Annotated in this window: 23 protein-coding genes; 5 read left to right on the top strand and 18 right to left on the bottom strand. The window is 33.7% G+C overall.

Features of this window, described 5'->3' with window-relative positions:
* Positions 1–9 precede the first annotated feature (9 nt).
* The 9 genes from ICJ85_RS09425 to ICJ85_RS09385 form a co-directional block, all read right to left on the bottom strand.
* Entirely contained in the window at positions 10–1,350 is a 1,341-nt protein-coding gene (locus ICJ85_RS09425) for a thioredoxin family protein (RefSeq protein ID WP_188223543.1), read from the bottom strand.
* Between the two features lie 19 nt (positions 1,351–1,369).
* Positions 1,370–2,614: a thioredoxin family protein gene (locus ICJ85_RS09420; RefSeq protein ID WP_188223542.1), complete on the bottom strand. Its 1,245-nt coding sequence runs from the start codon at positions 2,612–2,614 to the stop codon at positions 1,370–1,372.
* A 168-nt stretch (positions 2,615–2,782) separates the two neighbouring features.
* A complete protein-coding gene (locus ICJ85_RS09415; RefSeq protein WP_188223541.1) occupies positions 2,783–5,512 on the bottom strand; it encodes a M16 family metallopeptidase in 2,730 nt (909 codons plus the stop codon).
* A gap of 27 nt (positions 5,513–5,539) precedes the next feature.
* A complete protein-coding gene (locus ICJ85_RS09410; protein ID WP_188223540.1) occupies positions 5,540–7,027 on the bottom strand; it encodes a hypothetical protein in 1,488 nt (495 codons plus the stop codon).
* Positions 7,028–7,042: 15 nt separating this feature from the next.
* On the bottom strand, positions 7,043–8,179 hold the full coding sequence (locus ICJ85_RS09405) for a hypothetical protein (protein ID WP_188223539.1): 1,137 nt from the start codon (positions 8,177–8,179) through the stop codon (positions 7,043–7,045).
* Positions 8,180–8,191: 12 nt separating this feature from the next.
* Entirely contained in the window at positions 8,192–9,625 is a 1,434-nt protein-coding gene (locus ICJ85_RS09400) for a RagB/SusD family nutrient uptake outer membrane protein (protein WP_188223538.1), read from the bottom strand.
* Positions 9,626–9,638: 13 nt separating this feature from the next.
* Entirely contained in the window at positions 9,639–13,247 is a 3,609-nt protein-coding gene (locus ICJ85_RS09395) for a SusC/RagA family TonB-linked outer membrane protein (protein ID WP_188223537.1), read from the bottom strand.
* Between the two features lie 161 nt (positions 13,248–13,408).
* On the bottom strand, positions 13,409–14,596 hold the full coding sequence (locus ICJ85_RS09390; protein WP_188223536.1) for a FecR family protein: 1,188 nt from the start codon (positions 14,594–14,596) through the stop codon (positions 13,409–13,411).
* A gap of 86 nt (positions 14,597–14,682) precedes the next feature.
* Positions 14,683–15,240, bottom strand: coding sequence for an RNA polymerase sigma factor (locus tag ICJ85_RS09385; RefSeq protein ID WP_188223535.1), 558 nt, complete (start codon positions 15,238–15,240; stop codon positions 14,683–14,685).
* A gap of 366 nt (positions 15,241–15,606) precedes the next feature.
* Here ICJ85_RS09385 and ICJ85_RS09380 point away from each other — a divergent pair, with 366 nt between their 5' ends.
* Both ICJ85_RS09380 and ICJ85_RS09375 read left to right on the top strand, forming a co-directional pair.
* Positions 15,607–15,951, top strand: a complete 345-nt coding sequence (locus tag ICJ85_RS09380) for a potassium channel family protein (RefSeq protein WP_188223534.1) — start codon at positions 15,607–15,609, stop codon at positions 15,949–15,951.
* A gap of 83 nt (positions 15,952–16,034) precedes the next feature.
* Positions 16,035–16,841 carry a transporter gene (locus tag ICJ85_RS09375; RefSeq protein ID WP_188223533.1) on the top strand — a complete coding sequence of 269 codons (807 nt, stop codon included), beginning with the start codon at positions 16,035–16,037 and terminating at the stop codon, positions 16,839–16,841.
* Between the two features lie 68 nt (positions 16,842–16,909).
* Here the strand turns inward: ICJ85_RS09375 and ICJ85_RS09370 are convergent, their stop codons facing one another.
* The gene (locus ICJ85_RS09370) at positions 16,910–17,452 is read right to left on the bottom strand and encodes a membrane lipoprotein lipid attachment site-containing protein (RefSeq protein WP_188223532.1); all 543 of its coding nucleotides are present in this window, start codon (positions 17,450–17,452) and stop codon (positions 16,910–16,912) included.
* Between the two features lie 53 nt (positions 17,453–17,505).
* The gene (locus tag ICJ85_RS09365) at positions 17,506–18,099 is read right to left on the bottom strand and encodes a DUF502 domain-containing protein (protein WP_188223531.1); all 594 of its coding nucleotides are present in this window, start codon (positions 18,097–18,099) and stop codon (positions 17,506–17,508) included.
* Positions 18,100–18,276: 177 nt separating this feature from the next.
* On the opposite strand from ICJ85_RS09365, the gene ICJ85_RS09360 reads away from it, so the two are divergent.
* Complete coding sequence (locus ICJ85_RS09360) at positions 18,277–18,411, top strand: 30S ribosomal protein THX (RefSeq protein ID WP_188223530.1); 135 nt, start codon at positions 18,277–18,279, stop codon at positions 18,409–18,411.
* A 4-nt stretch (positions 18,412–18,415) separates the two neighbouring features.
* Here ICJ85_RS09360 and ICJ85_RS09355 read toward each other — a convergent pair whose 3' ends face one another.
* From ICJ85_RS09355 to ICJ85_RS09340, 4 genes are all read right to left on the bottom strand, one after another.
* Complete coding sequence (locus tag ICJ85_RS09355; RefSeq protein WP_188223529.1) at positions 18,416–19,144, bottom strand: PLDc N-terminal domain-containing protein; 729 nt, start codon at positions 19,142–19,144, stop codon at positions 18,416–18,418.
* A gap of 106 nt (positions 19,145–19,250) precedes the next feature.
* Positions 19,251–20,009, bottom strand: a complete 759-nt coding sequence (gene yaaA / locus ICJ85_RS09350; protein ID WP_188223528.1) for a peroxide stress protein YaaA — start codon at positions 20,007–20,009, stop codon at positions 19,251–19,253.
* A 124-nt stretch (positions 20,010–20,133) separates the two neighbouring features.
* Positions 20,134–21,192, bottom strand: coding sequence for an RluA family pseudouridine synthase (locus ICJ85_RS09345; protein WP_188223527.1), 1,059 nt, complete (start codon positions 21,190–21,192; stop codon positions 20,134–20,136).
* Between the two features lie 3 nt (positions 21,193–21,195).
* Positions 21,196–21,750, bottom strand: a complete 555-nt coding sequence (locus ICJ85_RS09340; protein WP_188223526.1) for a PASTA domain-containing protein — start codon at positions 21,748–21,750, stop codon at positions 21,196–21,198.
* A gap of 228 nt (positions 21,751–21,978) precedes the next feature.
* Here ICJ85_RS09340 and ICJ85_RS09335 point away from each other — a divergent pair, with 228 nt between their 5' ends.
* Both ICJ85_RS09335 and coaD read left to right on the top strand, forming a co-directional pair.
* Positions 21,979–22,953 carry a D-alanine--D-alanine ligase gene (locus ICJ85_RS09335; RefSeq protein ID WP_188223525.1) on the top strand — a complete coding sequence of 325 codons (975 nt, stop codon included), beginning with the start codon at positions 21,979–21,981 and terminating at the stop codon, positions 22,951–22,953.
* Between the two features lie 31 nt (positions 22,954–22,984).
* Positions 22,985–23,440, top strand: coding sequence for a pantetheine-phosphate adenylyltransferase (gene coaD, locus ICJ85_RS09330; protein WP_188223524.1), 456 nt, complete (start codon positions 22,985–22,987; stop codon positions 23,438–23,440).
* Positions 23,441–23,528: 88 nt separating this feature from the next.
* Here the strand turns inward: coaD and ICJ85_RS09325 are convergent, their stop codons facing one another.
* The 3 genes from ICJ85_RS09325 to ICJ85_RS09315 all read right to left on the bottom strand — a co-directional run bounded on the left by ICJ85_RS09325 (position 23,529) and on the right by ICJ85_RS09315 (position 26,379).
* A complete protein-coding gene (locus ICJ85_RS09325) occupies positions 23,529–25,196 on the bottom strand; it encodes a SulP family inorganic anion transporter (protein ID WP_188223523.1) in 1,668 nt (555 codons plus the stop codon).
* A gap of 76 nt (positions 25,197–25,272) precedes the next feature.
* A complete protein-coding gene (locus ICJ85_RS09320; RefSeq protein WP_188223522.1) occupies positions 25,273–25,668 on the bottom strand; it encodes a hypothetical protein in 396 nt (131 codons plus the stop codon).
* A 126-nt stretch (positions 25,669–25,794) separates the two neighbouring features.
* Positions 25,795–26,379: an NUDIX hydrolase gene (locus ICJ85_RS09315; RefSeq protein WP_188223521.1), complete on the bottom strand. Its 585-nt coding sequence runs from the start codon at positions 26,377–26,379 to the stop codon at positions 25,795–25,797.
* Between the last annotated feature and the right edge of the window lie 75 nt (positions 26,380–26,454).

The following is a 26,454-nucleotide window of genomic DNA, read 5'->3' as shown; positions in this document are numbered from 1 at the left end:
TTTAATAATTTAAATAGAAGCTTCCTTTTTCATTTGTTCAAGTTCGTATGCTTTATTTACGAACTTCTTATCTGTTTTTGGCCAGTTTTTTATTGCTCGTTCCTTAAGCTCTAAGGCTTTTTGTGTTTTTCCTTTTTTGAAAAACAATTCAGCTTGAAGATCGTCCATAAAACAGTTATCTTCTTTTACTTTATAACCAAACTTTATCCATTTTCCAATAGCTTTAAGTTCTTTTTTAGAAGTTGATTTTTCTAAATACCCTTTACTTAATTCATTCAACTCTTTAAGAAGTTTTGAAGCTTTCAACCCTTCTTTTGAAGCCTGTAGCATACGCTCTCTCGCTGGTTTAGGATCATTATCATATGCTTTTTTATACATATTATAACTTTTCTCGTCGGCGGTTTTAATCTCTTCTATCGAAGTCTGCTCTATAAGGTTATTTATATAATTGGCTGTAATGGTTTTATAGGATGTATCATCGTCAAGCATTTCATAATAGATTAATTCTGCTTCTAATAAATCATCTTCTTTAATACGATTTTCAGGCTGCTGTTTATAGGCTTCAATATAAACTTTCATTAACTCAGCGTCTTTATTACGGACAGCAGTATCGAAGGTTCCATTGAGAATTTGAGTCTTTATTCTTGATAACATCTTAGCTTCAAAAGAAGAGGCTTGTTTCATATAGGTGTCGTAGTTCTCATCAAGAATCTGTTCACCTTTTCCTCCTATTAAAATATTTCTCGAATTTTTAAGCAAATATTTTAACATCTCAGGGCTCGACTCGTCCATTTCAGTTTGTACTTTTAACCAGGCATCAACTCCTTCTGAAATATCCTGTCCGAATTCATCCATTTTCTTAATATACATCTTAAGAAACTGTTCGTCATTCAGCCTATTTGGAAATTCATTTTTAAGGTTTTCTAAACTATACTCGCTGTCTAAAGATGATATAGCTCTTTGTGCCATATCTAAAAACATATCCTCTGGTCTGTAAGCGCTATCTTTTAAAAGCACTTTACCATTTGTATCTAAATACAAAAAGGTAGGATAACCTGTTACGTTATATTGCTTAGCAATAGCTTCGCCTTCTTTTTCGGCATCTAACTTTAAGTTTATAAAGTTTTTATTATACATCTCTCCTACTGTTGATAGTGGAAATATCTCTCGAGCCATTTTTTTACAAGGCCCACACCAAGCTGTATAAAAGTCTATAAACACTAATTTGTTTTCGGCTTTAGCTTTATTTAATGCCTCTTCTAGGGTTATATGTTCGAAATTCATTCCCTGTGCTATCCCCAAAAATGGCATAAGAGAAAGAATAAATACTACTATTTTTTTGTTTATCATAATTTGTAAAATAACGTGTTTAGATTAATTCACCTTTTTTCATTTGCTCTAATTCGTACTTTTTAGTCGATAGTTTTTTATCGCCTTTAGGCCAGTTGGCTATGGCTTTTTCTTTGTAATCTAAGGCCTTTTTCCTTTTTCCTTTTTTATAGAACATATCAGCCATTAGGTTATCCATATAATAAATACTTGCGCCTAATTCATTTCCGTATTCTATCCAGTTTTCTAATGTTTTATAATCACTTTTAGAATCTGCATATTTTAAATACGCTTCCCCTTTGTTGCTAAGGTCTTGGACAATGGCTCCTGATTTGGTTTTACCTGAAGTGTTTTGAACCATTAAGCTATCTACGTAATTTTCAACCGCCATTTTATAAGATTCAGAATCTTTAAGTAAAGCATAATATGTTATTTTATACTCTAGGTAATTCCCTCTTTTCTTGTATTTTTCTGGTAATGTATTGAAGGCTTGCATAAAGGTGAACCACAACTCAGGGTTTTTGGTCTCTAAAGCGTAGTTTTTGGTATTTTGGGCTAACCGAACTTCTTCGAAAATTTGCAACTCCTTTTCTTCCTTGCGCGTTGCAATGTCCATATACTCATCGAAATTGACTTTTAAGATTTCTTCGCCTTTAGATTTTAGTATAATATAATCTTTATTCTTTAGCAAGAACTCCATCATATCGACATCGTCTTCCTCTATTTCAGTTTGTACTTTTAACCAGGCATTAATACCTTCTGTTGGATTCTGCCCGTATTCCTGTACTTTAGTAAAGTAAATTTTTAAGAAACCTGCATCATCCTGCTTGTTTGGAAATTTAGCCCGTAATTTTTCCAGACTAAACTGACTATTTTCTGACGCCACTGCATCACGTCCTAACTGAATAAAATTATTAGCTAGGCGCATTCCTGTTTCTTTATAAACTATATTGCCATTCGCATTTAAATAAATATAAGTAGGATAGCTATTTACCAAATATTTTTTTGCCGATTTTAAGCCTTCCTTTTCAGCATCAAGCTTTATGTTTATGTATTCTTTGTTATAGACAGCTCCTACCTCTGGCAAGGTAAATACATTTTTGGCCATAGCCTTACAAGGCGCACACCAGGTAGTATAAAAATCAATAAACACTAATTTATCTTCAGCTTTTGCCTTTTCTAGCGCTTCTTCTAAAGAAATGTGTTGAAACTCTATGCCCTGAGCAGATAAATTAAAAACTCCTAATAAGACGATTGCCATAAGAGTTAATACATTTTTTTTCATATTTTTTTATTAAGTTTAGGAAATAGCCTAAGTTGGCTACATATTAATAAGACGCATTTTTCGGCATTTAGAGTGACATAACAACTAAAAAAGCTGCTATCTTTAAAGATAACAGCTTTTAAATTCCATTACAAACCTGATAGCTAAAGCACTATATATTTGAAAGATTTACTTTTGTACCAGAATAAAATACGCCTCCAAATTGATTAATCGTTTCATATACCGTTCTATATCTTCTTTAGATATTTTTCGAACCATCTTTTGAAAATCCTTCATTGTGTATAATTTACCATAATCAAGTCCCCACCGTAAATAATCTGAACTTACACGATCGGTTTCATAAAATGAAGCCACATAATCTTTCTCTAATAGCGCCTTAATAATTGTAGTATCATCATCAGATAACTCCCCTTGACTCATAGGATACAAAACCTCATCAATCATTGCTTTTTGAGCTGCCTCTACATTAGCCTCGTCTTCAACAATATACCGTATGCTCAATGCTGATAAGTTTTTAGAAACATTAGTATGACTTGAAGCACCTAAAGAATAAACATATCCATACTTTTTTCTCAATATCTGGAACATGCGTTTATACCCGTATTCTGCAATACCCTCACTAATTAATTGATCTTTAAAAGTAATTGGTTTACTGCTTACACTTGCAAACATAAAACTTGACTTGGTGGATTTTTTATTCCAACTGATATCTTTAATTGCGGGTTTTTCAGTTTTTAAAGGTGGTTGTGTTTCATCAATTTTTGTATTAAATACCACGGGCTGAATTGTGGCAATGTATGTTGAAATCAATTCATCTACATCTTCAGGAAGCTCTCCGCCAACATAAATGTATGCATCTTTTAAACTGCGTTTAAACCATTGATTATATTCTAAAAAGCGTCCTATAATATTCTCATCTATAATTGGTTTTTCAATTGAAGGTGTGTCAAGTCCTTTACCTAAGATTTTGTTTGTATAACCTTGATAGGTGTCATTAGAATTGTTAGGTGACTTATAAAAGCGATCTATGCGTTTTTGCACCTCATCTACCTTTAATTGGGGTTGATTGTTTACAATAAGATTAAAAACTTTAATTAACTGCTGAAAATTTTGATTTGATCCTTTTAATTGTAACTCGTAATCAGTATTTCCTAATTCCAGATTTTTATAAACTCTAAGTTTTCGGCGTAAATCTCTGGCCTCCTCTTGGTTGTAATCGCCAAATGCTTCATCTAAATAATCGGCAGTAAACTTAAACAATGCTCGATCCTTTTCAGGGATATTGTTCAAACCATGCTTACTAACAATTTTAATTTGCGTTTGCGAATTTGGAGCATTATTCACGACGACTTTGATCCCATTATCGTACTCTAATAAATATAGATAATCGCCAAGTTTTACCTTTTTTTTTATTGATTTCGGATTTAAATTCTCAATTCTAACTTCAGGTAAGTTTGTATTATTTCTTATTTCAAATTGATTAGATGGCTCTGAAAATTGATATGGTGCAACCTTAGTATTTTTATCAATTTGCTTGATTGCGCCTAATATATAAGCCTCATTAAACCCTGCTTGAAAAGCGTTTGCATGTTTATCAAACAAAATAGTTTTATTTAAGTCTGTAAAACTGTTAAGCACTTCTATAAAATCTCTAGGGGTAATTGTATTAGCAATTTCCTGCGTATACTTTACTTTATCCTGAGTTGAAATTGGCATTTCCCCTTTAAAAAAATGTAATTGTGCAGCTCCGAAATAATTATCTGCACTACCTAAAGCACTGGTATAACGTTTTAATAGTTTATTTACAAAAAAGTTGATTTCCTCCTGTAAAAACCCAAAACGCCTGGCTTGCGCAATTACATAATTAAAGTTTTTTAGCATATTATTATAACTGGCATCTTTTTTGGCTTCAAGTCTAAAATTAAACCATAAATTACCAGTAAAAGGCACAGCTATATTTGCTCTCACTCTTTCTAAATCTGAATTAGATAATTGGTTTATCCTATTTTCGAGCATTTCGCAAAATACCTTATAAATCAAATCCTTTTTATAAGAAGGTAAATCTACAACAGGAAAATCTCGGGTTTTAAACCCTAAAACTAACATTTCAGAGTTTTCATTTTGGTAGTTCCCATTAACAATCGTTTCCCTACTTAGGTCCAAATATTTATTATCCGTTTTATCCGTTGCTCTAGGAAGTTTTCCATATAATTTATGGATGTATCTGGACACCTTTTTTTCATCAACTTTACCGTAAATAACAAGTGCTAATTGATCTGCGGTATAGTACTTGTGGTAAAAATCTTTAACGTCTTTGGATGTTACACTATTAATCTGCTCTTTAGAACCTAAGCCATTATGACCTTCCAGATAAGTACCAATAACAAAAGGCGTCCCTCCTCCTCGTCTAAGTTTTATTTCTTCAATAACTACTTTCTTCTCGACCTCTAAATCAGTGGAGTCCATCTGAAGATTAAAACACCAATCGTTCATTAATCGAAGTGTTTGTTTTAGAGTCTCCTTGTTGTTTTCCGGAATAAAAACACGATATTCTGTATGGGTATCGTTCACCGAACCGTTATAGTCACGTCCTATTCTTAAACCCATACGCTCTAAAGCTTCTGAGGTTTCATTTCCGGGGTAGTTTTTACTCCCCTTAAATACCATATGCTCTAAAAAATGAGCTACACCACGTTCCTCTTGTTTTTCAACAAAACTACCAGTATCGGACAAGAGATATATTCCTATTTTACCAGGCTCTCCATTAGGGACAATATAATATCTAAACCCGTTTTCTAATTTTTTATACGTAATACCTTCTGGCATAAAAAATTTCTGCCCATAAGAATGGGCAGAAATTAAAATTATGCTTAGAAAGTTTAAAATTCCTTTATTCACTTTCCTATTGTTTTAAAATTTAAATTGTTATTCTTCGTCGTAGAAGAACAGGTAAGTTTCAACATCCCCCTCTCTGTAACCTGTGAATGTTTTAACTAATTCAATCACATTCCCGTCTTCATCGGTCTCATACGTGAACTTTGGTAAATTTAAGTACTGATAAGGATTTTCTTCATCATCGGTAGACACAACTGTTGTAGGCACGTATTTATACCATAAAATATCATTAGCTACATCATCTAAACTTATATGGTTACATATTGGAGGGAAGCCTTCCATAAAGGTTGGCATTAATACAGGATCGAAGGCTTTTACTTTTTGTCTTCTATCACTAGCCCTCATGTAGCTTTCTGATTGCCACCACATAGAAAAAACACTTTCTCCTAAACCAAATGGATCTTGATACACTACTTCATCTACACTATAACGACTATACCCAAACGATTCTATTTCATTTGATGCATTGTAAACAATATCGAAACGTTCATCATCAAGATCGCCTTCACTGACTAAATTTCCATCTTCGTCGTAATCATTACTTCTGGATTGAACAGAACTAATTTGCGAACTGGCTGGCACATAATTAATAAAAGTGAAGTTTTTATAATCACGAGGACTTCCATCACTATACAACGGATTTTGAACAATTGTTTCAACCATTCCCATATCGTTATAAGTGAACTCCCAAATATTCCAAGTAGATTTGGAAGGCGTATGATAATCAATTTGAATTATATTACCGTCTGCATCATAGGTTGGAATAATATACCAAATAGTTCCTGTTCGGTTTATATAATTTATTCTTGTTGGTTTTTTAAGAACATCTGTTTTGGTTATTGTTACAACTGTAGTAGATTCTTGACCTTCACTATCTCTAATAAAAATTTCGATTGGGTATTCCTGCCCCACTTCTAACTCCCCCATTAAAACCAAGGCTTTTAATGACATCTCATTAAGTTCTTCACCTTGGTTTGGCTGATATTCATAACTCACCTGGTCATTATAAATTACCTGCACTAATGCAATGGTATTCAACCCTGTGTTAATATCTCCTTTTACATTATAGGCTGGAGCGACAATCGCCACATTGTTACCTCCAATTAAATCGATTGTTGGAAACGAGAATGGTTGCACAACGATTCTAATACCTCTATTAAAACTTCTTCCATCCTCATCGGTTACTTTAATAATATAGTTTAAAACTGTTTCCTCTGTTATTTCTGTTAAATCGACTACATAATCAAAATCGAAGTTCGTTTCTCCATTGTATTCTGTAATGGTTTCGACTAAATTATAATCTAACCCATCCAAAACAAGAATTTCTTTCACCTTGTTAGGTACCGTCATTCTCATATGCACATTATAGTAATCTGCGGTATCACGACGTACCTCTACACGTTGGTCCGAAATTTCAAAACCTGGATCTGGAAAAGTTGGATCATCCTGACAGGCTTGAAACATTAAAAGTCCAAATATGCCTATCAATACTGTATATAATAAATTCTTTGTCATCATTTACACTTTAATTAATTATTGATTTAACACTTCCAAATCAGGGTTAATTGCTAAAATATCTACACCCCATTCTGTTAACAAGCCTAAAATAATTTTTAAATTATTTTGAATATTTTCTGGAAATGCTAAAAGTTCATCAGCATCTCTAAAAATTAATTCATTTATATAAGCTCTTACATCTTCCTCTCTGTTTGCTACAAAATCATAACCATCCTGAAGTGCCTTTGGGTGAGAAATATATCTGTACCCTGTGACAGACTGATCAAAAAGTTCTCCTGTTTCTTGATCATAGTACTGATTAAAATTTCTTAAACCACTAGAAAAACCATAGAAATATTTTGCATCTATAAACCCTTTTTCGTAAAACCAGTCTTTTTCGATAAAATCGATTCTTGCATAATCTTCTTTACCTGTTTCTGTAATAAAAGGTTCATCCATTTCTAATCCGTAATAGTCCTCTTTACCAGCATAAAACTCATCTGGAACTAGATCGTAAAGATTATGCATTCCCATAATTCTACTTAGTAAAATATAGAAATTATCTTTTGTAAACTCTTCTATCCTTGACGATGTGGAAAGTTGGTCTAGGTCTACAGAAAACACAATTGAGTGTTTATTGAATACAGTACGTAAGTTATTTTCAGCAGAGCTAGATAATCTTTCTTCACTTTCTGTTAAAATATCACCAGCATCATCACGAACTGAGCTCTCACTAAACAGACTATTACTCACCAATACTTTGTAAGGCATTAACGTAGCAATTGTGCTATTAGGCTTAAAGTAGTTAAATAGGTTTTCTACTAAAAAGGTAGTTACTTCCGCTTTATACGCTTCGTATTCAACTTTTCCCTCAGGAGTTAAAACACTATCTACCTCGAATCTAGTTTGAATTTGAGGCATATCGATACCTCTCCAAATATTAACTTGACCAACAGAGCCTGCATCGTATGCAAAATCTAAAGCCTTTTCGTATTCAAATAATAACCCCATGTTATACTCGTCGTACAACATTTTAATATTTGGGTTAGAAAAATCTATTTGAGATAAGACTCTATCCTCATCTGCATTTGATGCTGTTACATACTCATCAACGTCGCAAGCCACTAGAGAAAATACTACTAAGGCAAGATGTATTAATATATTATTTTTCATATGCGTAAATTTTTAGTCTTCTATGGTAGGTATTTTTTCGTAGCGCTCATTATTATAAATCAGCGGATTGTTCTCTCTTTCCTTTAAAGGAATAGGTAATGTATAATTTAAATCGTCTGGTAATAAAGTATACGTTTCAGTTCCAGTTACCGTATTATCATCTTCTACAATAGTATAAACATGTTTTATTTCAGGACGGTTATCCATACGTCTTAAATCGAACCACCTGTGGTGATCTTCAAAACAAAGCTCTTTACGTCTTTCGTTTAATACATATGTTAACACTTCGCTGTCATCAGTTGGGTAAACAATACCTGAAACATTACTGTAACGACTTGCATGTAAAGTTTCAATATCGTTTAAAGCATTGGCATACTCTTGCTTTTGCGCATAAGCCTCGGCTCTGTTTAAATACGCTTCAGCAACTCTAAAATTGGCAAAACCTAAATCTGTATATCTCCCTGTTTCGTATTTTTTTGTTCGGTAAAACAATTTACCTGTACCGTCATCAACCCCTAAAAAGAAAACATCTTTTCTAAGATCATTAGCATCATAAAGATTAATCAACTCGTTATTAACTCGATAGGGACTATATATAATTGAATTAAAATTATACAAATTATGTATCGGTCTTGTTGTATAGTAAGAATATAAAATTTCAGCATTGTTATCTCTAACAAAAGGCACCGTGCTAGACATTTTGGTTAATGTTCCTGCCTGAATAACCTTATCTGAATACGATATTACTTCATCCCACTTTTCTTGGTACAACTTAACTCTGGACATTAAAAGGTTACAAGTTGCTAGGTTTGGGTGCCAAGCACTTTTAGTAATACCACTCGCACTAATAAACTCTATAGCTTTTAACAAATCGCTTTCAACAAGATCATAGCCTTCAGCTACGGAGTTTCTGGTATATGTCGATTCAACGCCTATATCATCTCTTAATGGCACACCCAAATCTACATCAGCGGATTCAGGATTATAAGGCTTACCGTATAAATTCAATAAATTGAAATAACTTAAAGCTCTAACAAAATAAGCCTCCCCTTTTATATTATCTATTTCACTTTGCTCCCCTGATGCCTCATCGATTAACTCGATAACATAGTTAGTAATGGCGATATCTTCATAAGTTTGTTCCCATGCATTATTAATAGAACCTAATTCATTTCCATTTTCATCAATTTCTATTTCACGTTGCCAAGTAAAGGTTGTTTTTCTACCCCACTTTTCAGATGATAGTCCCTTTGGGTCCTCAACCATATTATCTGTCATATGATCAATAGACGAAAAAACAGGATAATCAAAACTAAATTCGTTAAGCAACAAGGCTGCATAATGATCTGTTGTTTCAGGAATAAGCTTATCCTGATCAACTTCATCTAAAAAATCACTACATCCAAAAACAGGTATTAGTAATAGTGTATATATTATTTTTTTCATATCTCTTTTTTATTTAGAAACTAACATTTAGACTTAAACTATATGTAGGTAAGGTTGGCATACCAATTCCAGATACTTGTTCTGGGTCTTGCCCTTTAAGATCTTTATCGAAAGCTATAAAACCTAAATTACTCCCTTGAACACCAAGATTCACATACTTAATACCTATAGGCTCTAATAACACCTTTGGTAAATTATATGACAATGTTAAGGATTGGAAACGAATATGGTCTGCATTAACAATTCTGGCATCACTTCTATCATACATCCACCAAGCATTTCTACCGTTTGGAACCACGTAACCATAATTTGTAACGTAAATTTTATCTAAACCGTCTGCAGTTGGATCATTGGTAAAACTTTGATTATAATTTGAAATCGCAGGAATATCTGTTGTTAATTCATCTCCAGCTTGTCTCCAACGGTTATTAAACTCACCCGACATGTTTTCGTAAGGTAATGGTAAGTTTTGGTTACCATTATATAAACTTAACAATCTGGTTTTATATCCCAATTTATAAGTAAAACTCGCCGAAAGGGTAAAATTACCTGAACGAATTTGCGTTCCAAACCCCCCATAATATAATGGCACACGACTACCTTGATATGATAAAGCTGCTTCTAACTGTTTCTCAGGCGAAGCGCCTTCCATCACTAAATTTTTAAAAGTTGGTAACCCATTTTCGTTAAGTCCATCAAACTGATAAGCAAAGAACCCGTTGGTTGGGAACCCAGATCTATATATACTTCCCGCTAAATAATCGTTAACTGTAAGCCCTAATCGAGCACCATCTTCAAATCCTTCTAAAACACGATCTTTACTATATGAGAAATTTAAATTCGCACTAATACCTAAATCTTTTTGCTTTAACAATACTCCTCTTAAACTTAACTCATAGTTACTTACATCTTTACTTCCTGAGTTAAATTGTTGTACTGCCGAACCGTTTACCAATGAAATTGGACGGCTTTGCAATAAATCTTCACTCTTAGAGTAAGAATAATCTAAAGCACCACTTAAGCGACCTCCCCAAAAACTAAAGTTAAGCCCAAGATCTGTAGTAGTTGTTTTTTCCCAACGTAAGTTTGCATTTGGAAAATCACTTAAACTAGCTGTATTTTCAGGATAATACGTCGCATTGTTTTTCCCGTAATTAGTTATAATTAAATACGGACTTGCATTAGGCATTGTACCACGTACACCATAAGAAGCTCTAAGTGCTAATTCGTCTACACCTGTAGAATTTCTTAAGAAGCTTTCATTATGTAAATTCCAACGTCCAGAAACCGAATAGGTTGGTTTAAATTTATATCTTTCATATTGGCCAAACTGGTTAGACCCATCACTACGCATATTAAAGTTTAAAATATAACGCGAATCGTAAACGTAATTAAAGATTCCAAACCAAGACATGAAGTTACTTACTCTGTCGGTAACACTTGGATAAACATTTAAATCTCCATCTGTTGTTAACCAGTTAATCATATTGCCATAATCATAACTGTTTTCTTCACCAACAATATTAGTTACTCTTGGAAGGGCAACAAAGCCTCTACCTTGGTAATGGTTGTAACCTGGCGTTGTAAAACCTGTAGCTCCCCAATAGTTTACTGAACGCGCTTCTTGAGACAAGTTAATATTAAACTGATGCTTACCTAACTTTTTATTATAGTTTAATTGATTAGTAATGGAATAGGTATCTTGACTTACCATTCCTCCATTATAAACACCTCCAAATGGTAAGAATCCATCAGAACTTTGAAAATCTTCAATTAAATCTTCAAACGCATCGTATGTACGTAAATTTGCTGCATAAAAGGTGTTTTCTGTAATCCACTCTTCTGTTAAGTTCGTCGTATTTCTATAACTTACCTGACTATTAAACCTAAAATCGTTTAAAAATTCCCAATTTAAATTAGCCGCTAATGTTAAACCTTTATTTGTAACATTATTAGCCGATTCGTTCATTTCATTTAATATATTATACCCCGCATAAATACGTTGAGTATTATAGTTGCCAATATCCTGACTTTGCATAAAATAGCTACCATCTTCATTATAAACAGGAATTGTTCTGGCTGTGTAATATGCTGTATTAAATGTATTTATAGAACCATGATTATAATTTGCTTCTTGAATAGACCCATTCATTCTAAACGACAACTTCACATTATCTCTTACATCTAAATCAATGTTAGAACGTGCTGTAATACGATTTAAACCTACATTATTTTCAGCACCTTTTTGATCGTCGTATCCTAGAGAGAAGTAATACTTAGCATTTTCACTACCTCCAGAAGCACTTAAAGCGTGTGTTTGAACAAAACTATCGCGATATAATTCACCAAACCAATCGGTATTTAAAGTTTCTAAATAACTTACTTGGTTTACAAACTCCTGTTGACTATACGTACCATCCCATAAATTCAATAAAGCTCCTTCGTAACCTATACGATCTATATTATCGTAAGACTGTCCATACCCTAAATTACGTTGATACATTTCTCTTGAAACATCAATACGTTCTTGAGAATTCATTAAATTTAAATCTGAATACTGTGGAGCCTGTACAAAACTAAGCCCTGTAGAATAACTTAATTGCGGCTTTCCTTGCTTACCTCTTTTTGTTGTAATTACAATTACCCCATTTGCAGCACGAGTACCATAGATAGCCGTTGCCGAAGCATCTTTTAAAATATCAATTTTTTGAATATCTGTTGGGTTGATACCTGTTAAGGCATTACCAATAATATTTACATTATCAAAACTATTAATATCACTAGCCGTTAATGGTACTGGGTCTTCATAAATAACACCATCTACTACCCAAAGCGGACTTTGATTCCCTGTAAAGGTACTACCACCACGAACTCTAATTTTTGCAGCAGCACCAGGAGTAGAACTAAGATTTGTTACTGAAAGACCTGTGGCTTTACCCTCTATCATTTTATCGATAGTTATAGCTCCAGTAATATTCATCTCTTCATTTTCTATTGTAGCTACCGAACTGGTGTTTACTGTTCTATCAATTTTGGTATAACCTGTATTGATAACCACCTCATCAAGATTTTCTACAGTAGGTTTTAATTTAATTTTTAAAGTAGCAGAACTTTCTACTGTAATTTCTTGAGATTCGTACCCCAAATAAGAGATTACTAAAGTTGATGCTTTAGGTAAATTAATTTTAAATTTCCCATCAAAATCTGTTACAACTCCTAAAACGCTATTCTTTACTAAAACATTAGCTCCTAGAATAACTTCATTTGTAGCTTCATCAAGAACGACTCCATCTACAACAATGTTTTGAACAGGAACAACCTTGCCATCTTCTACAATTACAATAACCCCATCTACAAGTTTATAAGATAAATTGGTTCCTTTTAAAACCTCATCTAAAATCTCCTCAACAGATGCATCTGTTTTATTCACAGATATTTCTGCTAACTCATTAATTTTCTCATCATTAAAAAAGAAACTATAGTCCGTTTGTTTTCTAATTTCCTCAAATAACTTCGAAAAACTTACATTGGTTAAACTTAAACTTACTCGCCTCGCCTGCGAATAGGTGGCTGCATTTATTGTAAATACAGCACTAAAAATCAAAATAATGGATAACCTCATACTTACCATTGTTCTTTTTTAGCCTCAGTAAACTGAAAAGCATTAGTTAATAAAATCCTTTTTCTCATAATAATTTCAAGTTGATTAAATAGTACTTCTTGAATGAAGTGACCAAAACCAAAGTTAGACTCAACACTTCCTAACTCTGATTTTATTAAAATTTACTCGTGCACGTAAATCTTCTTGTTATCTTCTATATCGATATGAACAGACATTTCTGCCTCTACAATTTTTAAGATACTTGTCATGTCGCTATACCTTGGTAGATCTCCGGTAAAGCTTAATTTTCTTAAACTGTCATCATCATAAAACACCTCAACATCATACCATCTAGACACTTTATCTAAAAATTCTTCAAGTGTTACATTATTAAATACAAAACGTCCTTCCTTCCATGCTATATATGGATAAACATCTACACGTTTTTTATTTATATTATCGGACTGTTTATTTAGAACAGATTGCTCATTAGGCAATAAATATTCTTTATCGTTTGAAACATTATCAGAAACCTGAACCTTACCTTCAACTAAAGTTGTAGTAATCATGTTATCTCCTCTATACGCCGACACATTGAACTCTGTCCCTAAAACCTGAACCTCCTGATTTCCGGAAGTAACAATAAAAGGCAGTTCTTTATTTGGTGTTACATCAAAATACGCTTCCCCTTCCAGAGCAACACGACGTTCTGAACCAATAAACGGAACAGTATAGGTTAACTCCGTATCTGAATTCAACCATACCTTAGTACCATCAGAAAGCACAATTTGATACTCTCCTCCTCTAGGCACTTTTAATGTATTTGTTTTTATTTCACCATCGTGTTTAGACGAACCGGAATTATATTGTAGTACACCCTTTATATTTTCAAGAGCTACACTACCTTCTTGCATCTTACTATCTTGTGACTGTTGAAGATCTACAACTTCTCCTGTAGACAATACCAACTCGGCATGAGTTGTACCTGGAGCAATACTAGAATCTTCTACTGATTTTAAATTTGAATTTGTAATCTTAAAAAATGTAAAAACAGCAAAGCCCACAACAAGCACAGCTGCTGCTGCAGACATCCATTTAATGGTTTTTAATCTTAAAACTTTACCGGGTTTTTCGGAATCGCTCTCCATATTCTCTAAAAAAGAGGCCCACTCCTCCGTAGTGTCGATTGCATTCAATTTCTCTTGCCATTCCTTAAAAGAATAAGCGTTCAAAATATCATCTGCGATTTCTTTATTATTACCTTGCTGTTCCCATTCTTGAAAAACTTCCTTTTGTTCGTTAGTTAAAGAATCAAAAACTTTCCCAACTAAGAGTTTTGAATGATTTATTTGCTTATTGATGTCTTCCATATCCTTAAATTTACAACAAACAGATATGTTGTATATAATAAGGACGCACGATTTTTAAAAGGGAGTGACAGTTTTGTTAAAAAAAACTAAAAAAATTGAATAAAATTACCCAAAACAATAGCAACAAACTGAGAACCAAGCAATTCTCTTAGCCTATTATAAGCTCTTTTTTTAACAGTTTTAACAGAATTTATGGTAATTTCTAATTCGGTAGCAATATCTTGATTGCGATAACCTTCTAATGTTAACATCACTACACGTTCAGCCTGAGGAGATAATTCTTTTATTGCATTATGCAACAACTTATACGTTTCTTCCCGTAATATTTCGTTTAAAAAAGATTTTTGAGCAATAGTTAGACCTTCATCTAAGGATGTGTTTGAGATTTTCTTCTCCTTTCTTAATTGGCTTATGCAAGCATTTTTCACCAAGACATACAGGTAGGCTTGTAAAGCCTTTTCACTAGTAAAATCTTCAGTATCTTTTTGCCATAGTTTCACAAAGGCTTCTTGAGCAATATCCTTTCCTTTTTCCTCACTTTTTAAAATGCGTGAAGCCAGAATGTACATCGATGGAAAAAGGCGCTCAAAAATAGCTTTGAACTCCTTACTGTTATACTGAATCGTTTTACCTGAAACTTTCATTATTGTTCTTTTCCAAAAACCTGAACACACATAAACAACTTAAAAACAAACACTTAAAAGCTTTCTTCTTTTAAGCAATTTACCTATATATTAACTCTTTGTAAAATTATTGCAAGTTTAGCAAAGTTATTTAGAATATCATGACATTTTGTGAAGTTTATCTTAAAACTAAAAGACTCACTACCAACCGGTTTCCAAACTACAAATCATTGCCTTTAGATTCATTAAAATCTTACAAATTGAATTTTACCAAAGTACAAGCATAAAGGAAATCCCTATCCGAAAGACCCTTAATCACCCTTCATAGGTATATTAATAAAATAATCATTATTTTTAGTCGAATCAAGCCAATACTGTTTTATTACTATGATAGCTTTCTTTGTTAATATTCTCCGATTAAGTAAAATTGTATTTAAAGGTATTAAACAGGATTATGAGTTTAGATTTCTTCTCGTTTCCATTATTTTATTTCTTATCGGTGCCACTATGTTTTATTCAAAAATAGAAAACTGGTCTATTCTTGACGCCCTGTATTTTTCGGTAATGACCATGGCTACCGTTGGATATGGCGACCTTACCCCAAAAACTGATTTAGGAAAAATATTTACCATGGTATACACCTTTTTAGCCATAGGTGCCTTTGTTGCTTTCACTGCTAAAATAGTAACCATTATGTTCTACAACAAACGACAAAAAAAACAGAAGACCTAAAATTAACTTTAAAATCATGTTTTTTCACTATCTTGGTAGTAAACTATTTACAAAAAACAGAAACACTTTTAATTATAAATCATATGAAAAGTTTTTACCAGATTTTATTACTCATAGTACTTTCTCTAGGTTCTATTGAAATTACTGCCCAAGATGGAAGCGGAGCTGATGATTTAGCAAAGCAACTTCAAAACCCAGTAGCAAATCTAATTAGCGTCCCCTTTCAAGGAAATTACGATTTAAACGTTGGCCCTGAAGACGGAACAAAATTCTTAACTAATGTACAGCCGGTTATTCCAATTAGCATTAGTGAGAACTGGAATCTTATTGGTCGTGCTATTATTCCAATTGTAAAGCAATGTGATGTAGGCATTAATAGCGGAAAACAGAGTGGACTAGGAGATGCCGTGATTAGTGGCTTTTTCTCTCCTAAAGCCCCAACCAAAGGCGGACTAATTTGGGGTGTGGGACCTGCTATCTTAGCACCTACAGCAACAAAAGATGAATTAGGCTCCGAAAAATTTGGTTTAGGTCCTACAGCAGTGGCTTTAAAACAAATAAAATCGGTGACCATTGGCTGTTTAGTAAACCATATATGGTCAGTTGCAGGAAAAGATGATCGTGCCGATGTAAACGCTACATTCTTTCAACCGTTTATTGCTAAAAACTTTTCTGGAGGCTATGCTTTAGCTTTTAATACAGAATTAACCCAAAACTGGGATTACGACGCGACTTCGGGTACATTTCACATTGTAGCCTCTAAAGTGGTATCTTTTGGCTCACAAATGACTCAGATATTTGCAGGTCCCAGAATTCATTACGGTAATGGCAATCCCGCCGAATGGGGTATACGTGCTGGAATCACACTATTATTTCCTACAAAATCATAAACCTAATGCTCTAAATAAAAAAAAAAGCACCTATATTTTAGGTGCTTTTTTGTATCCTAATGTATTATTTACAACTTCTTTGAAACTCCGAAACCTAAATTAATGGTATTATAGGCATCCCATCTAAAATCGTTTCCGAGAGATATTTCAAACTCCCATTCTTTCGGCATTTCTATAGCATAAGCTACTTCGGCTCGAATTAGAAATAAATTTTCACCGCTAGCAAATTCACCTCCTAGCCCAAGCAAATAGCTAAAATGTTCTCCTGGTTTATAAACCCCCATTAATGCAGGAGCAACTGGTTTTTCTCTTTCTAAAAAGGCAGCCTCTCCTTCCTCTGAAACTAAATTTTTTTCAACCACAAAGTTTTCTATAATAATATCGGTATGTAACCCTACCGCCCATTTTTCGTTTAGCCAATAATTATAATATAAGGTGAACGACGGAAGCGCTTTCCACTCCTTTTTACCCTCAGCATATAAACTTGGCACATGGGCGTGCCCTAATAAAAAACCTATTTGATGCTTAAATTCTTCTTCAGATTCTTCCTGAGCCCAAACGCAAGCAGATACTGAAAACATCAACACTAAAAAAAATACTATTTTTTTCATACTGTCTCTTTTTTTTTTGCAATTCAACTTAAACGCATAATACTCGAAACGCTTTACTTTTTATTAATAACAGTTTCTATATCTATTTCTTTACCAAAACTATACAAACCCGCCATAGCCTGTTTCATAGATATTGGATAGTAATTTATCGATTCTTTGGGAACATAACGCACCTCGCCAGCATCCAACCTTGGAGCATCTGGAATAAATAGCGTTATAAATTTATCTGTTGTTGCCGTTATAAAAGCAATATTGTACCGATCTTTATCTTCTTCTAAAATAATAGCATCCCAAAATTCATTAATAACCATTTCCTGATCACCAATCATACGATATTTTAAAATCTGAACCGAAGGAAAATGAACAAATAACTTTTCTTCAATATTGGTACTCCATTTTTTAAAAACGCCCTTTTGAATGAAATAACCACTAATAACACAAATTGCGATAATTATTAAGAGACAGACAATTAAAACGGCAGCTCCGCCAAACACAGAATGCAACCCAAAAGCCTCAGTTATTTTAACGGCTAAAGGCGTTATTAACGCAATAGCTTTTGTACCTAATAAAATAATAAACAATACAGGAGTGAGAAAAAAAAGTCCTCCTATAATAAGCGAACGTGAGGGTGTTTTAAATTTAGCCATAAGAAGTTAACTATAGTTATCTATTAATTTAACTAGCAACAGATTAACATAAATAAATATACATATTTAATTACACCTACAAACATGTTAATAAAACTTTTATTACAAAAACTCTAAGCACATCTTCTTTGGAAATCACGTGTTAATTTCTTATAATACGGTAAACAAATTCAAATTATGGGAAAAGGAGATAAAAAAACAAAACGCGGAAAAATAAATCGAGGGACTTTTGGTGTTAGACGACCAAGAATAAAAAAGAAACCTTCTGTTGAAACCAAAATAGATATTAACAAAAAGGCGATTGCAAAATAAGGTTTTAAACCTCAATTTCCGACAAGACCTTATTAGCTTCATGCACAGTATTTCGATACATACGCTTATTTGGAGCGGTCATGTTTTGGGATTCGGTTACAATATCCTGAAGAATTTCTTTGGCTTCATCAGCCTTATGACGTTCTATTAAAAGTTTAGCCAAGGTCAAGCGCTCTTCATAAAACGAATACCGGATATCTATTTGTTTTAAATTTGCTTCAGCTGCTTCAAAATTTCCTAATTTGTCCTGCGCTAAACCAAATACAAATTGTGCTCTCGATTTATCAAATTCATGCTTATCTTTTATCTTTTCTGCGTAGGCAATAACTTTATCGAATTCCTCAACTTTAAAATACGCTTCAATAAGCTTTGTAATGATATAAAAGTGATTCTGAGATTTATCTTTTAGCGCCTCTTCGTATTGAGCAATAGCGCTAAAAAAGTCTTGTTTGGCCAAATACGCATCAGCAAGGTTTACCCGATTTTGATAGGTTTCAGAAAAACGAAGTCGCTTTTCTAAATCTTTTATCTTTTTAGTAGGATTAACCATAGACACGATACCATCCTGAATCTTTTCAGCATCCCGCTTGTTGTATACCTGAGTTACTAAGTAAATGATTGAACCCAGCACCGGCAAAAACAGAATAACAAACACCCAGTAATAAGCATTTCCGTTTTTAAACAAATGATAAATACAATATGCCTGAAAGGCTAGAATAAGATAGTATAACATTGAAATAAAATAATAAGAGGAAATTTAAGCGTCGTAACCAACCTTAAATTTCCTCTCTAAATTAAAAGATTATTTCAATAAAAAAAAGGCTTTTCCTTACAATTGTTTATCTGATAAAAACCAAATCGGTATCGGTAGACATAGCTTCACTAAAACCATAACCACCGTAATTAAATCCTTTTAAATCGTCTACGGATTTTGCGTTAGTATCCACAACATATCGCGCCATTAAGCCACGTGCTTCTTTTGCAAAAAATGAAATGACTTTGTATTCTCCGTTTTTTAAATCTTTGAAATTCGCTGTGATTACCGGAACCTTTAATGATTTTTTATCAATAGCTTTAAAATACTCGTTACTCGCAAGATTTAAAAATAACTCATCATCTTCTAACTCTTCATTCAAGGCCGCAGTTATATCTTTCTTCCAGAACTCGTAAAGATTCTTTTTTGTGCCTACAGGAAATTTAGTTCCCATCTCTAACCGATATGGCTGAATTAAATCTAAAGGTTTTAACAAACCATACAAACCTGAAAGAATACGCACGGTATTTTGAAGGTTATCTAGTTTATCTTCATCAACAGTATAAGCATCTAAACCTTTATAAACATCACCATTAAACGCATAAACCGCTGGTCTTGCGTTATCGGTTGTAAAAGGTAAATCCCAGGCCTGATTACGTTCGTAATTTAATTGCCCCAAAGCATCAGAAATACCCATAAGTTGAGACAGGCTTTTAGCAGATTTCTTCTTTAAAAGCTTATTGATACGCTCTGACTGTTTTAAAAATTGAGCTTCTGAACTTTTTGTGGTTGGTAATTCACTTTCAAAATCAAGCGACTTGGCTGGAGATATGACTAATTTCATCAGTTTAAATCTATTTTTATGACTTATAATTTCACATCAAATTTACAATTACTGCTCCATATTGAAAATAAGAAACAACAATTATTTATGATATAACTATAGAAATATCTTATTGACATTTATTTTAAGCCTCTTCCGAATCGGTTTCTAAAGACTGATGTTTCGCATATACACGCCATTTCTCCATACAGTCTACCATATCTTGAGGGATAGGAGCTTCAAACCTTAAAAACTCTCCAGTACGTGGGTGTTCAAAACCTAAGGTTTTAGCATGCAGTGCCTGACGTGGCAACACTTTAAAACAGTTTTCAACAAACTGCTTATACTTCGTAAAGGTCGTTCCTTTAAGTATTTTTTCACCTCCGTAACGCTCATCATTGAATAGTGTATGACCGATGTGTTTCATATGCACACGAATTTGATGGGTACGCCCGGTTTCCAGTTTACAAGATACAACGGTAACATATCCTAAACGCTCTAGAACTTTATAATGGGTTACAGCTGGTTTTCCTTTATCGGCTTCTTCATCTAAAAATACGGTATTCTGTAATCGATTTTTAGGGTGTCGACCAATATTGCCTTCTACAGTACCTTCATCTTCTTCTATATTCCCCCAAACAATAGCCACATATTCACGTTCACTGGTTTTCTCAGCAAACTGCGCTGCCAAATGCGTCATAGCCTCTTCTGTTTTGGCAACTACAAGAAGTCCGCTGGTATCTTTATCTATGCGATGCACCAACCCCGGACGGTCGCTGGAATTGTTAGGCAAATTATCGAATCTGTAAATTAAAGCATTAATAAGGGTTCCTGAATAATTTCCATGCCCTGGATGCACAACCATTCCTGCCGGCTTATTAACCACCAAAACATCGTCATCTTCGTAAACAATTTCTAAAGGAATATCTTCACCCACCAATAAATTTTCGTAGGTTGGATGAGCGAACATCACGCGAATGTTATCACCGGGTTTTACCTTATAATTCGATTTTACTGCAACATCATTCACAAAAATACCGCCATCTTTTGCCGCATCCTGAATTTTACTTCTGGTTGTGTTTTCAATAAAATTCATTAAATACTTATCGACACGAAGTGGCTTTTGTCCCTCCTTTACCGTAAATGCAAAATGTTCATACATTTCGCTTTCCTCATCAAAATTCTCTGGTGTATAATCTTGCATAAATTATGGTCTGTTACCATTTCCTAAAACCAAATCAATTGTAGAGGTTTTAGGTAACTGATCTCCTGGATTTAATAATTCACCTTTATGTTGCATTTTTAAAACCACATCTTTAGCGATGTTATCAACATAAGTTAATTTACCTACTTTAAAACCAAGGGCTTCCAAGGTTGGTTTTGCTTGCCTTAAAGTACGCTCCTTTAAATCTGGTACCGCAATTTTGCGATATCCTGACGGATTTAAAGTGATATATATTTTTCTGTTTTCTTTAACCTTACTCCCTGCCGGTGGCTCCTGATCGATTACTGAAAACTTTGGGTAATCGGGATTATAATTTGCCGAGTCCTGAATTTGCATTACCAAACGATTATCTTCTAGCTCCATTTCGGCTATACTAATAGACTTTCCTTTTAACTCCGGAACGGTTTCAAATTTACCATGATTAGTAGTTACATTTAACCACTTTAAACTTAGATAAACAATTACAAAAACGGCAACCGCTGCGATTAGTATTTGCATTAAAAATGCTCTACTTGTTAGAAATTTGATAAGGCTCATTTATAAAATTTTCAATTAGGCAAATATATAAAAACAGAACTGTTTTTTCTTTTGCAATTTAAGTGATATTTTAGCTTAACTAATAATAGATACGTTTTATTATACATATTTAGACTTACACCTTAACTATTTATACCTGAATGAAACACTTAATGCTAAACTTTAATCATAAAGCAAATTGTTATTTAGTGTTCCATGTTACCTTAAAACAACAGTAAATATCAACACATGAAAAAGAATATTGCCATTATTATGGGAGGCTATTCTAGCGAATATCAAATCTCATTAAAAAGTGGAAACGTGGTTTACGAAACCTTAAACCCAGAAAAATATAACGCTTACCGAATTCACATTTTTAAAGATAAATGGGTTTATGTCGATGGCAATAATGAAGAATTTACGGTAAACAAAAATGATTTTTCGATTTCTGTAAACAACACAACAATTACTTTCGACTGTGTTTTTAATGCTATTCATGGTTCACCCGGCGAAGACGGCTTTATGCAAGGCTATTTTAAACTTTTAAATATTCCGCATACCAGTTGCGACATGTATCAGGCTAGTTTAACATTTAATAAAAGAGATTGCTTAAGTGTATTAAAACCTTACGGAATTAAAACAGCCGAATCTTTCTATTTGAATTTAGGTGATACTATTAATGAAGACGCCATTATTTCCAAAGTTGGATTACCATGTTTTGTAAAAGCCAACAAAGCAGGTAGTAGCTTTGGTGTTACAAAAGTTCATAAAAAAGAAGATTTACCAAACGCGATAGAGGTTGCTTTTAAAGAAGACGATGAAATTATTATTGAATCGTTTTTAGACGGTAAAGAAGTTTCTGTCGGCGTTATCTCTTTTAAAGGAGACACCAAAGTATTACCGATTACTGAAATTGTTAGTGAAAATGACTTTTTCGACTACGAAGCCAAATATTTAGGAAAATCTCAGGAAATCACTCCTGCAAGGCTTACACCCGAAGAAGAACAAAAAGTAACTACTGTTGCTAAACAAGTGTACGAGATATTAAAAATGAAAGGCTTTAGCCGAAGTGAATATATCTTCAAGGACGGTGAACCCCATCTATTAGAAATGAACACCATTCCTGGTTTAACCAGAGAAAGCATCTTACCTCAGCAAGCCGCTGCAGCCGGAATTAGTTTAGGCGAATTATTCGACAATGCTATTGAAGAAGCTTTAAAATAATTTATAACTATCTTTATACAAAGTATTAAAAATGAGACGCGCTTTATTTCCCGGTTCTTTCGACCCTATTACTTTGGGGCACTTTGATATTATTAAACGAGGTGTTACCCTTTTTGATGAAGTTATAGTAGCTATTGGAGTTAATTCAGATAAAAAATACATGTTCTCTTTGGACGAACGTAAAGCTTTTATTGAAGAGGCCTTTGCTGACGAGCCTAAAGTAAAAGTGGTAACCTATACCGGATTAACGGTTGATTTTTGTAATGAAATTGGAGCCGAATTTATCCTTCGCGGTTTACGTAACCCTGCCGATTTCGAATTTGAAAAAGCCATTGCGCATGCCAACAGACGTATGGCCACTATTGAAACGGTATTCTTATTAACCTCTGCAAAAACATCGTTTATATCCTCATCAATAGTTCGCGATGTAATTAAAAACGAAGGAGACTATACAAAGTTTGTTCCAGATAGTGTACGAATAAACTAAAAAAAATAGAGCCACAAATTCACAAATGTTTTCAGGTAAACTTCATTTGCAAATGCGTGGCTAAATTATTTAAATCTCGATTATCGAGTTAAAAAAACTTGTATTCCGATAATGGTTTGGGGAAGTTTTCAGGATTCTCAGCTAAATGATAGCGTGGATCATCAACATCTTCTACAATAACTTCTTTAAACTTCGGACTCGATTTATACAATAAGACTTTACAATCTTCACTTAAATGTTTAAGTTGAATACGTTTTCCTTCAGCTTCATATTTTTGAACCAAATTAAAAATGGCTTCTAACGCTGAATGGTCACTAACGCGAGACTCTACAAAATCGATAACCACTTCTTCCGGATCATTTTTCACATCAAACTTTTCATTAAAAGCGGTTATAGAACCAAAGAATAAAGGCCCCCAGATTTCATAAGTTTTGGTTTTACCATCTTCAGAAAAACGCTTTCTGGCACGAATACGCTTGGCATTTTCCCAGGCAAACGCTAGCGCTGAAATAATAACACCTACAAATACAGCAATCGCTAAATCGTAAATTACCGTTACCGCAGATACAATAACTAAAACGACAGCATCGGCAACAGGTATTTTTCTAATAATTCTGAAACTAGACCAAGCAAAAGTTTCGATAACCATCATGAACATGACTCCTACCAAAGCTGCAATTGGTACTTGCTCGATATATTTATCGGTAAATAAAATAAACGTTAGTAAGGTTACTGCCATCATAATACCTGATAATCTACCACGACCACCGGCATTAATGTTAATTACGGTTTGCCCAATCATTCCACAACCACCTGTTCCGCCAAACAATCCGCTCACCATATTTCCTGCACCCTGAGCAATACACTCACGATTTCCGTTTCCTCTGGTTTCCGTTAATTCATCAACTAAATTCATAGTCATTAAAGACTCTATTAACCCCACAGAAGCCGCTAAAAACGCATATGGTAAAATGAATTTTAATGTATCTAAATTAAACGGAAGATTTTGCCATAATTCTAAATTTGGTGTTGGGAATTCGCCTTTTAAACCATTTCCACCACCTTCAACTATATAAGACCCTACAGTACTTACATCTAAACCTCCAAGTACGGCAACTCCTGTCGTTACTAAAATAGCTGTTAACGCAGCGGGAAGTTTTGTCGTAACCTTTGGTAACAACCAAATAATTCCCATTGTTAACGCTACCAAACCAATCATGGTCCACAACTCCGCACCTTGCATAGGAATGTTTATGTATTCCTTTACGCCTTCAGCTGTTATATTTAATTGTTTATGTGAAAACATACGCACCTGAGCCATAAAAATGACAATGGCCAAACCGTTTACAAAGCCAAGCATTACAGGATGCGGAATCAATCGAACAAATCGTCCTAATTTAAAAACCCCAGCGAGAATCTGAATAATCCCCATGAGAATAACTGCAGCTAGTAAATAGAAGTATCCCATATTTTCAATGGGTTGATCGAATAACATGCCTTTAGTATGCCCCTCTGAAATTAAGTGCACAAAAATTACAGCCACAGCACCGGCTGCCCCAGATATTAAACCTGGTCTACCACCAAAAATAGCAGTAATTAAACCAATAATAAATGCTCCTGAAAGTGCCACTAAAGGATCTATCTGCGCTACAAAGGCAAAGGCAACCACCTCAGGTATCATAGCTAATGATACGGTGATTCCTGCTAGAACATCATCTTTAGAATTTGGAGTGATTTTTCTTATAAAATCTGTCATGCGTTGTCGGTTTTTAAGGGTGCAAATTTACAGCTTAAATACAGATAAGCAACAGTATACTCCTATAATTAAGTTACTAAACTACTATAACGTTTGCGCAAACCTCCAGAGATTTCAACCAATATAACGCAGCGTCTCTACTTCTAAAGAATTTAATATTCCACGCCTTACTTTCATTATTAACACTCATTAGGGTTTCGGTAGACATCAAACCTGCCTGAGAAGCTATCACTACAGCCATAGCTACGATTTCCTGTAAACCTCCAATTACCTTCTGCGCTTCAAAAGTATAGCTATAAGCATTAGTTTTATTAATCAACACTTTAAATGGCGCCACTAAACTACTAAGCAAGAAATCGTGATATTCATCAACCTTTTGCTCACACATAACCTCACCTTCACGCACAATAACTTCGGCTAAACTACTATCATGAATAATAATTTCACCAAACGAAAGTCTGTAACTTTTCATTTAATATTTTATAATCGAGAGACTTTTTAATTCATTACTATCAACGTAGAATAACAGCAATATTACGGTAAGTAACCTCAGGCAAATCTAGTTACTTTTTAAAAACAAAAACAAATAAAATTTCAGCTACCGCACTAAAGTCTGAATATTAGCGTAAGAATTCTGTAAAGCTTCATCTATTTGTTTTGGGTCTAACCAGGCTACTTTGGTAATCCCCTCTTCTTCCTGAGCATATAAATTACCTCTAAAACTGGTTTTCATTTCAAACCAATAGGTGATTTTTATTTTATAACGTCCGTTACGTTTAAAAATATGGTAAGTCGTTTCTAAAGGTTTTGTTATCTCAAGACCTGCAACTCCTGTTTCTTCGGCTACTTCTCTAACCGCTGTTTTTTCAATCGTTTCAGCGCCTTCAACTTTTCCTTTAGGTAAATCCCACTTATCGTTTCTATAAATAAATAGAATTTCATTATCGTCGTTATATACTTTACCTCCTCCGGCAACAACATTAGGTAGCTTTTTTAAAAACTTTTTTAAGAGCTTTTCTTCCTTTTTATGTATCAAACGCACTTCCTGTAAATTAGAAGTATTAAGTTCCTTAATAACTTTTCTAATATTTACAGTGTCCAGCAAATAATTTTTAAAGTTGGTTTCCTCCTCGATTTGAGTGGTTAAAATTATAGGTTTATCGCCAACAAAAACTTTATACATACAATACTTTATTGTGTTACTGTTCGGTAAAAATATCAATTTTACATACAACGTATTACAATCCGGAAAAATATT

This window comes from Aestuariibaculum marinum, assembly GCF_014596975.1.
Lineage (GTDB): Bacteria > Bacteroidota > Bacteroidia > Flavobacteriales > Flavobacteriaceae > Aestuariibaculum > Aestuariibaculum marinum.
Note: the sequence above shows the minus strand (reverse complement) of the source record. Positions and strands in the feature narration are given on the sequence as shown.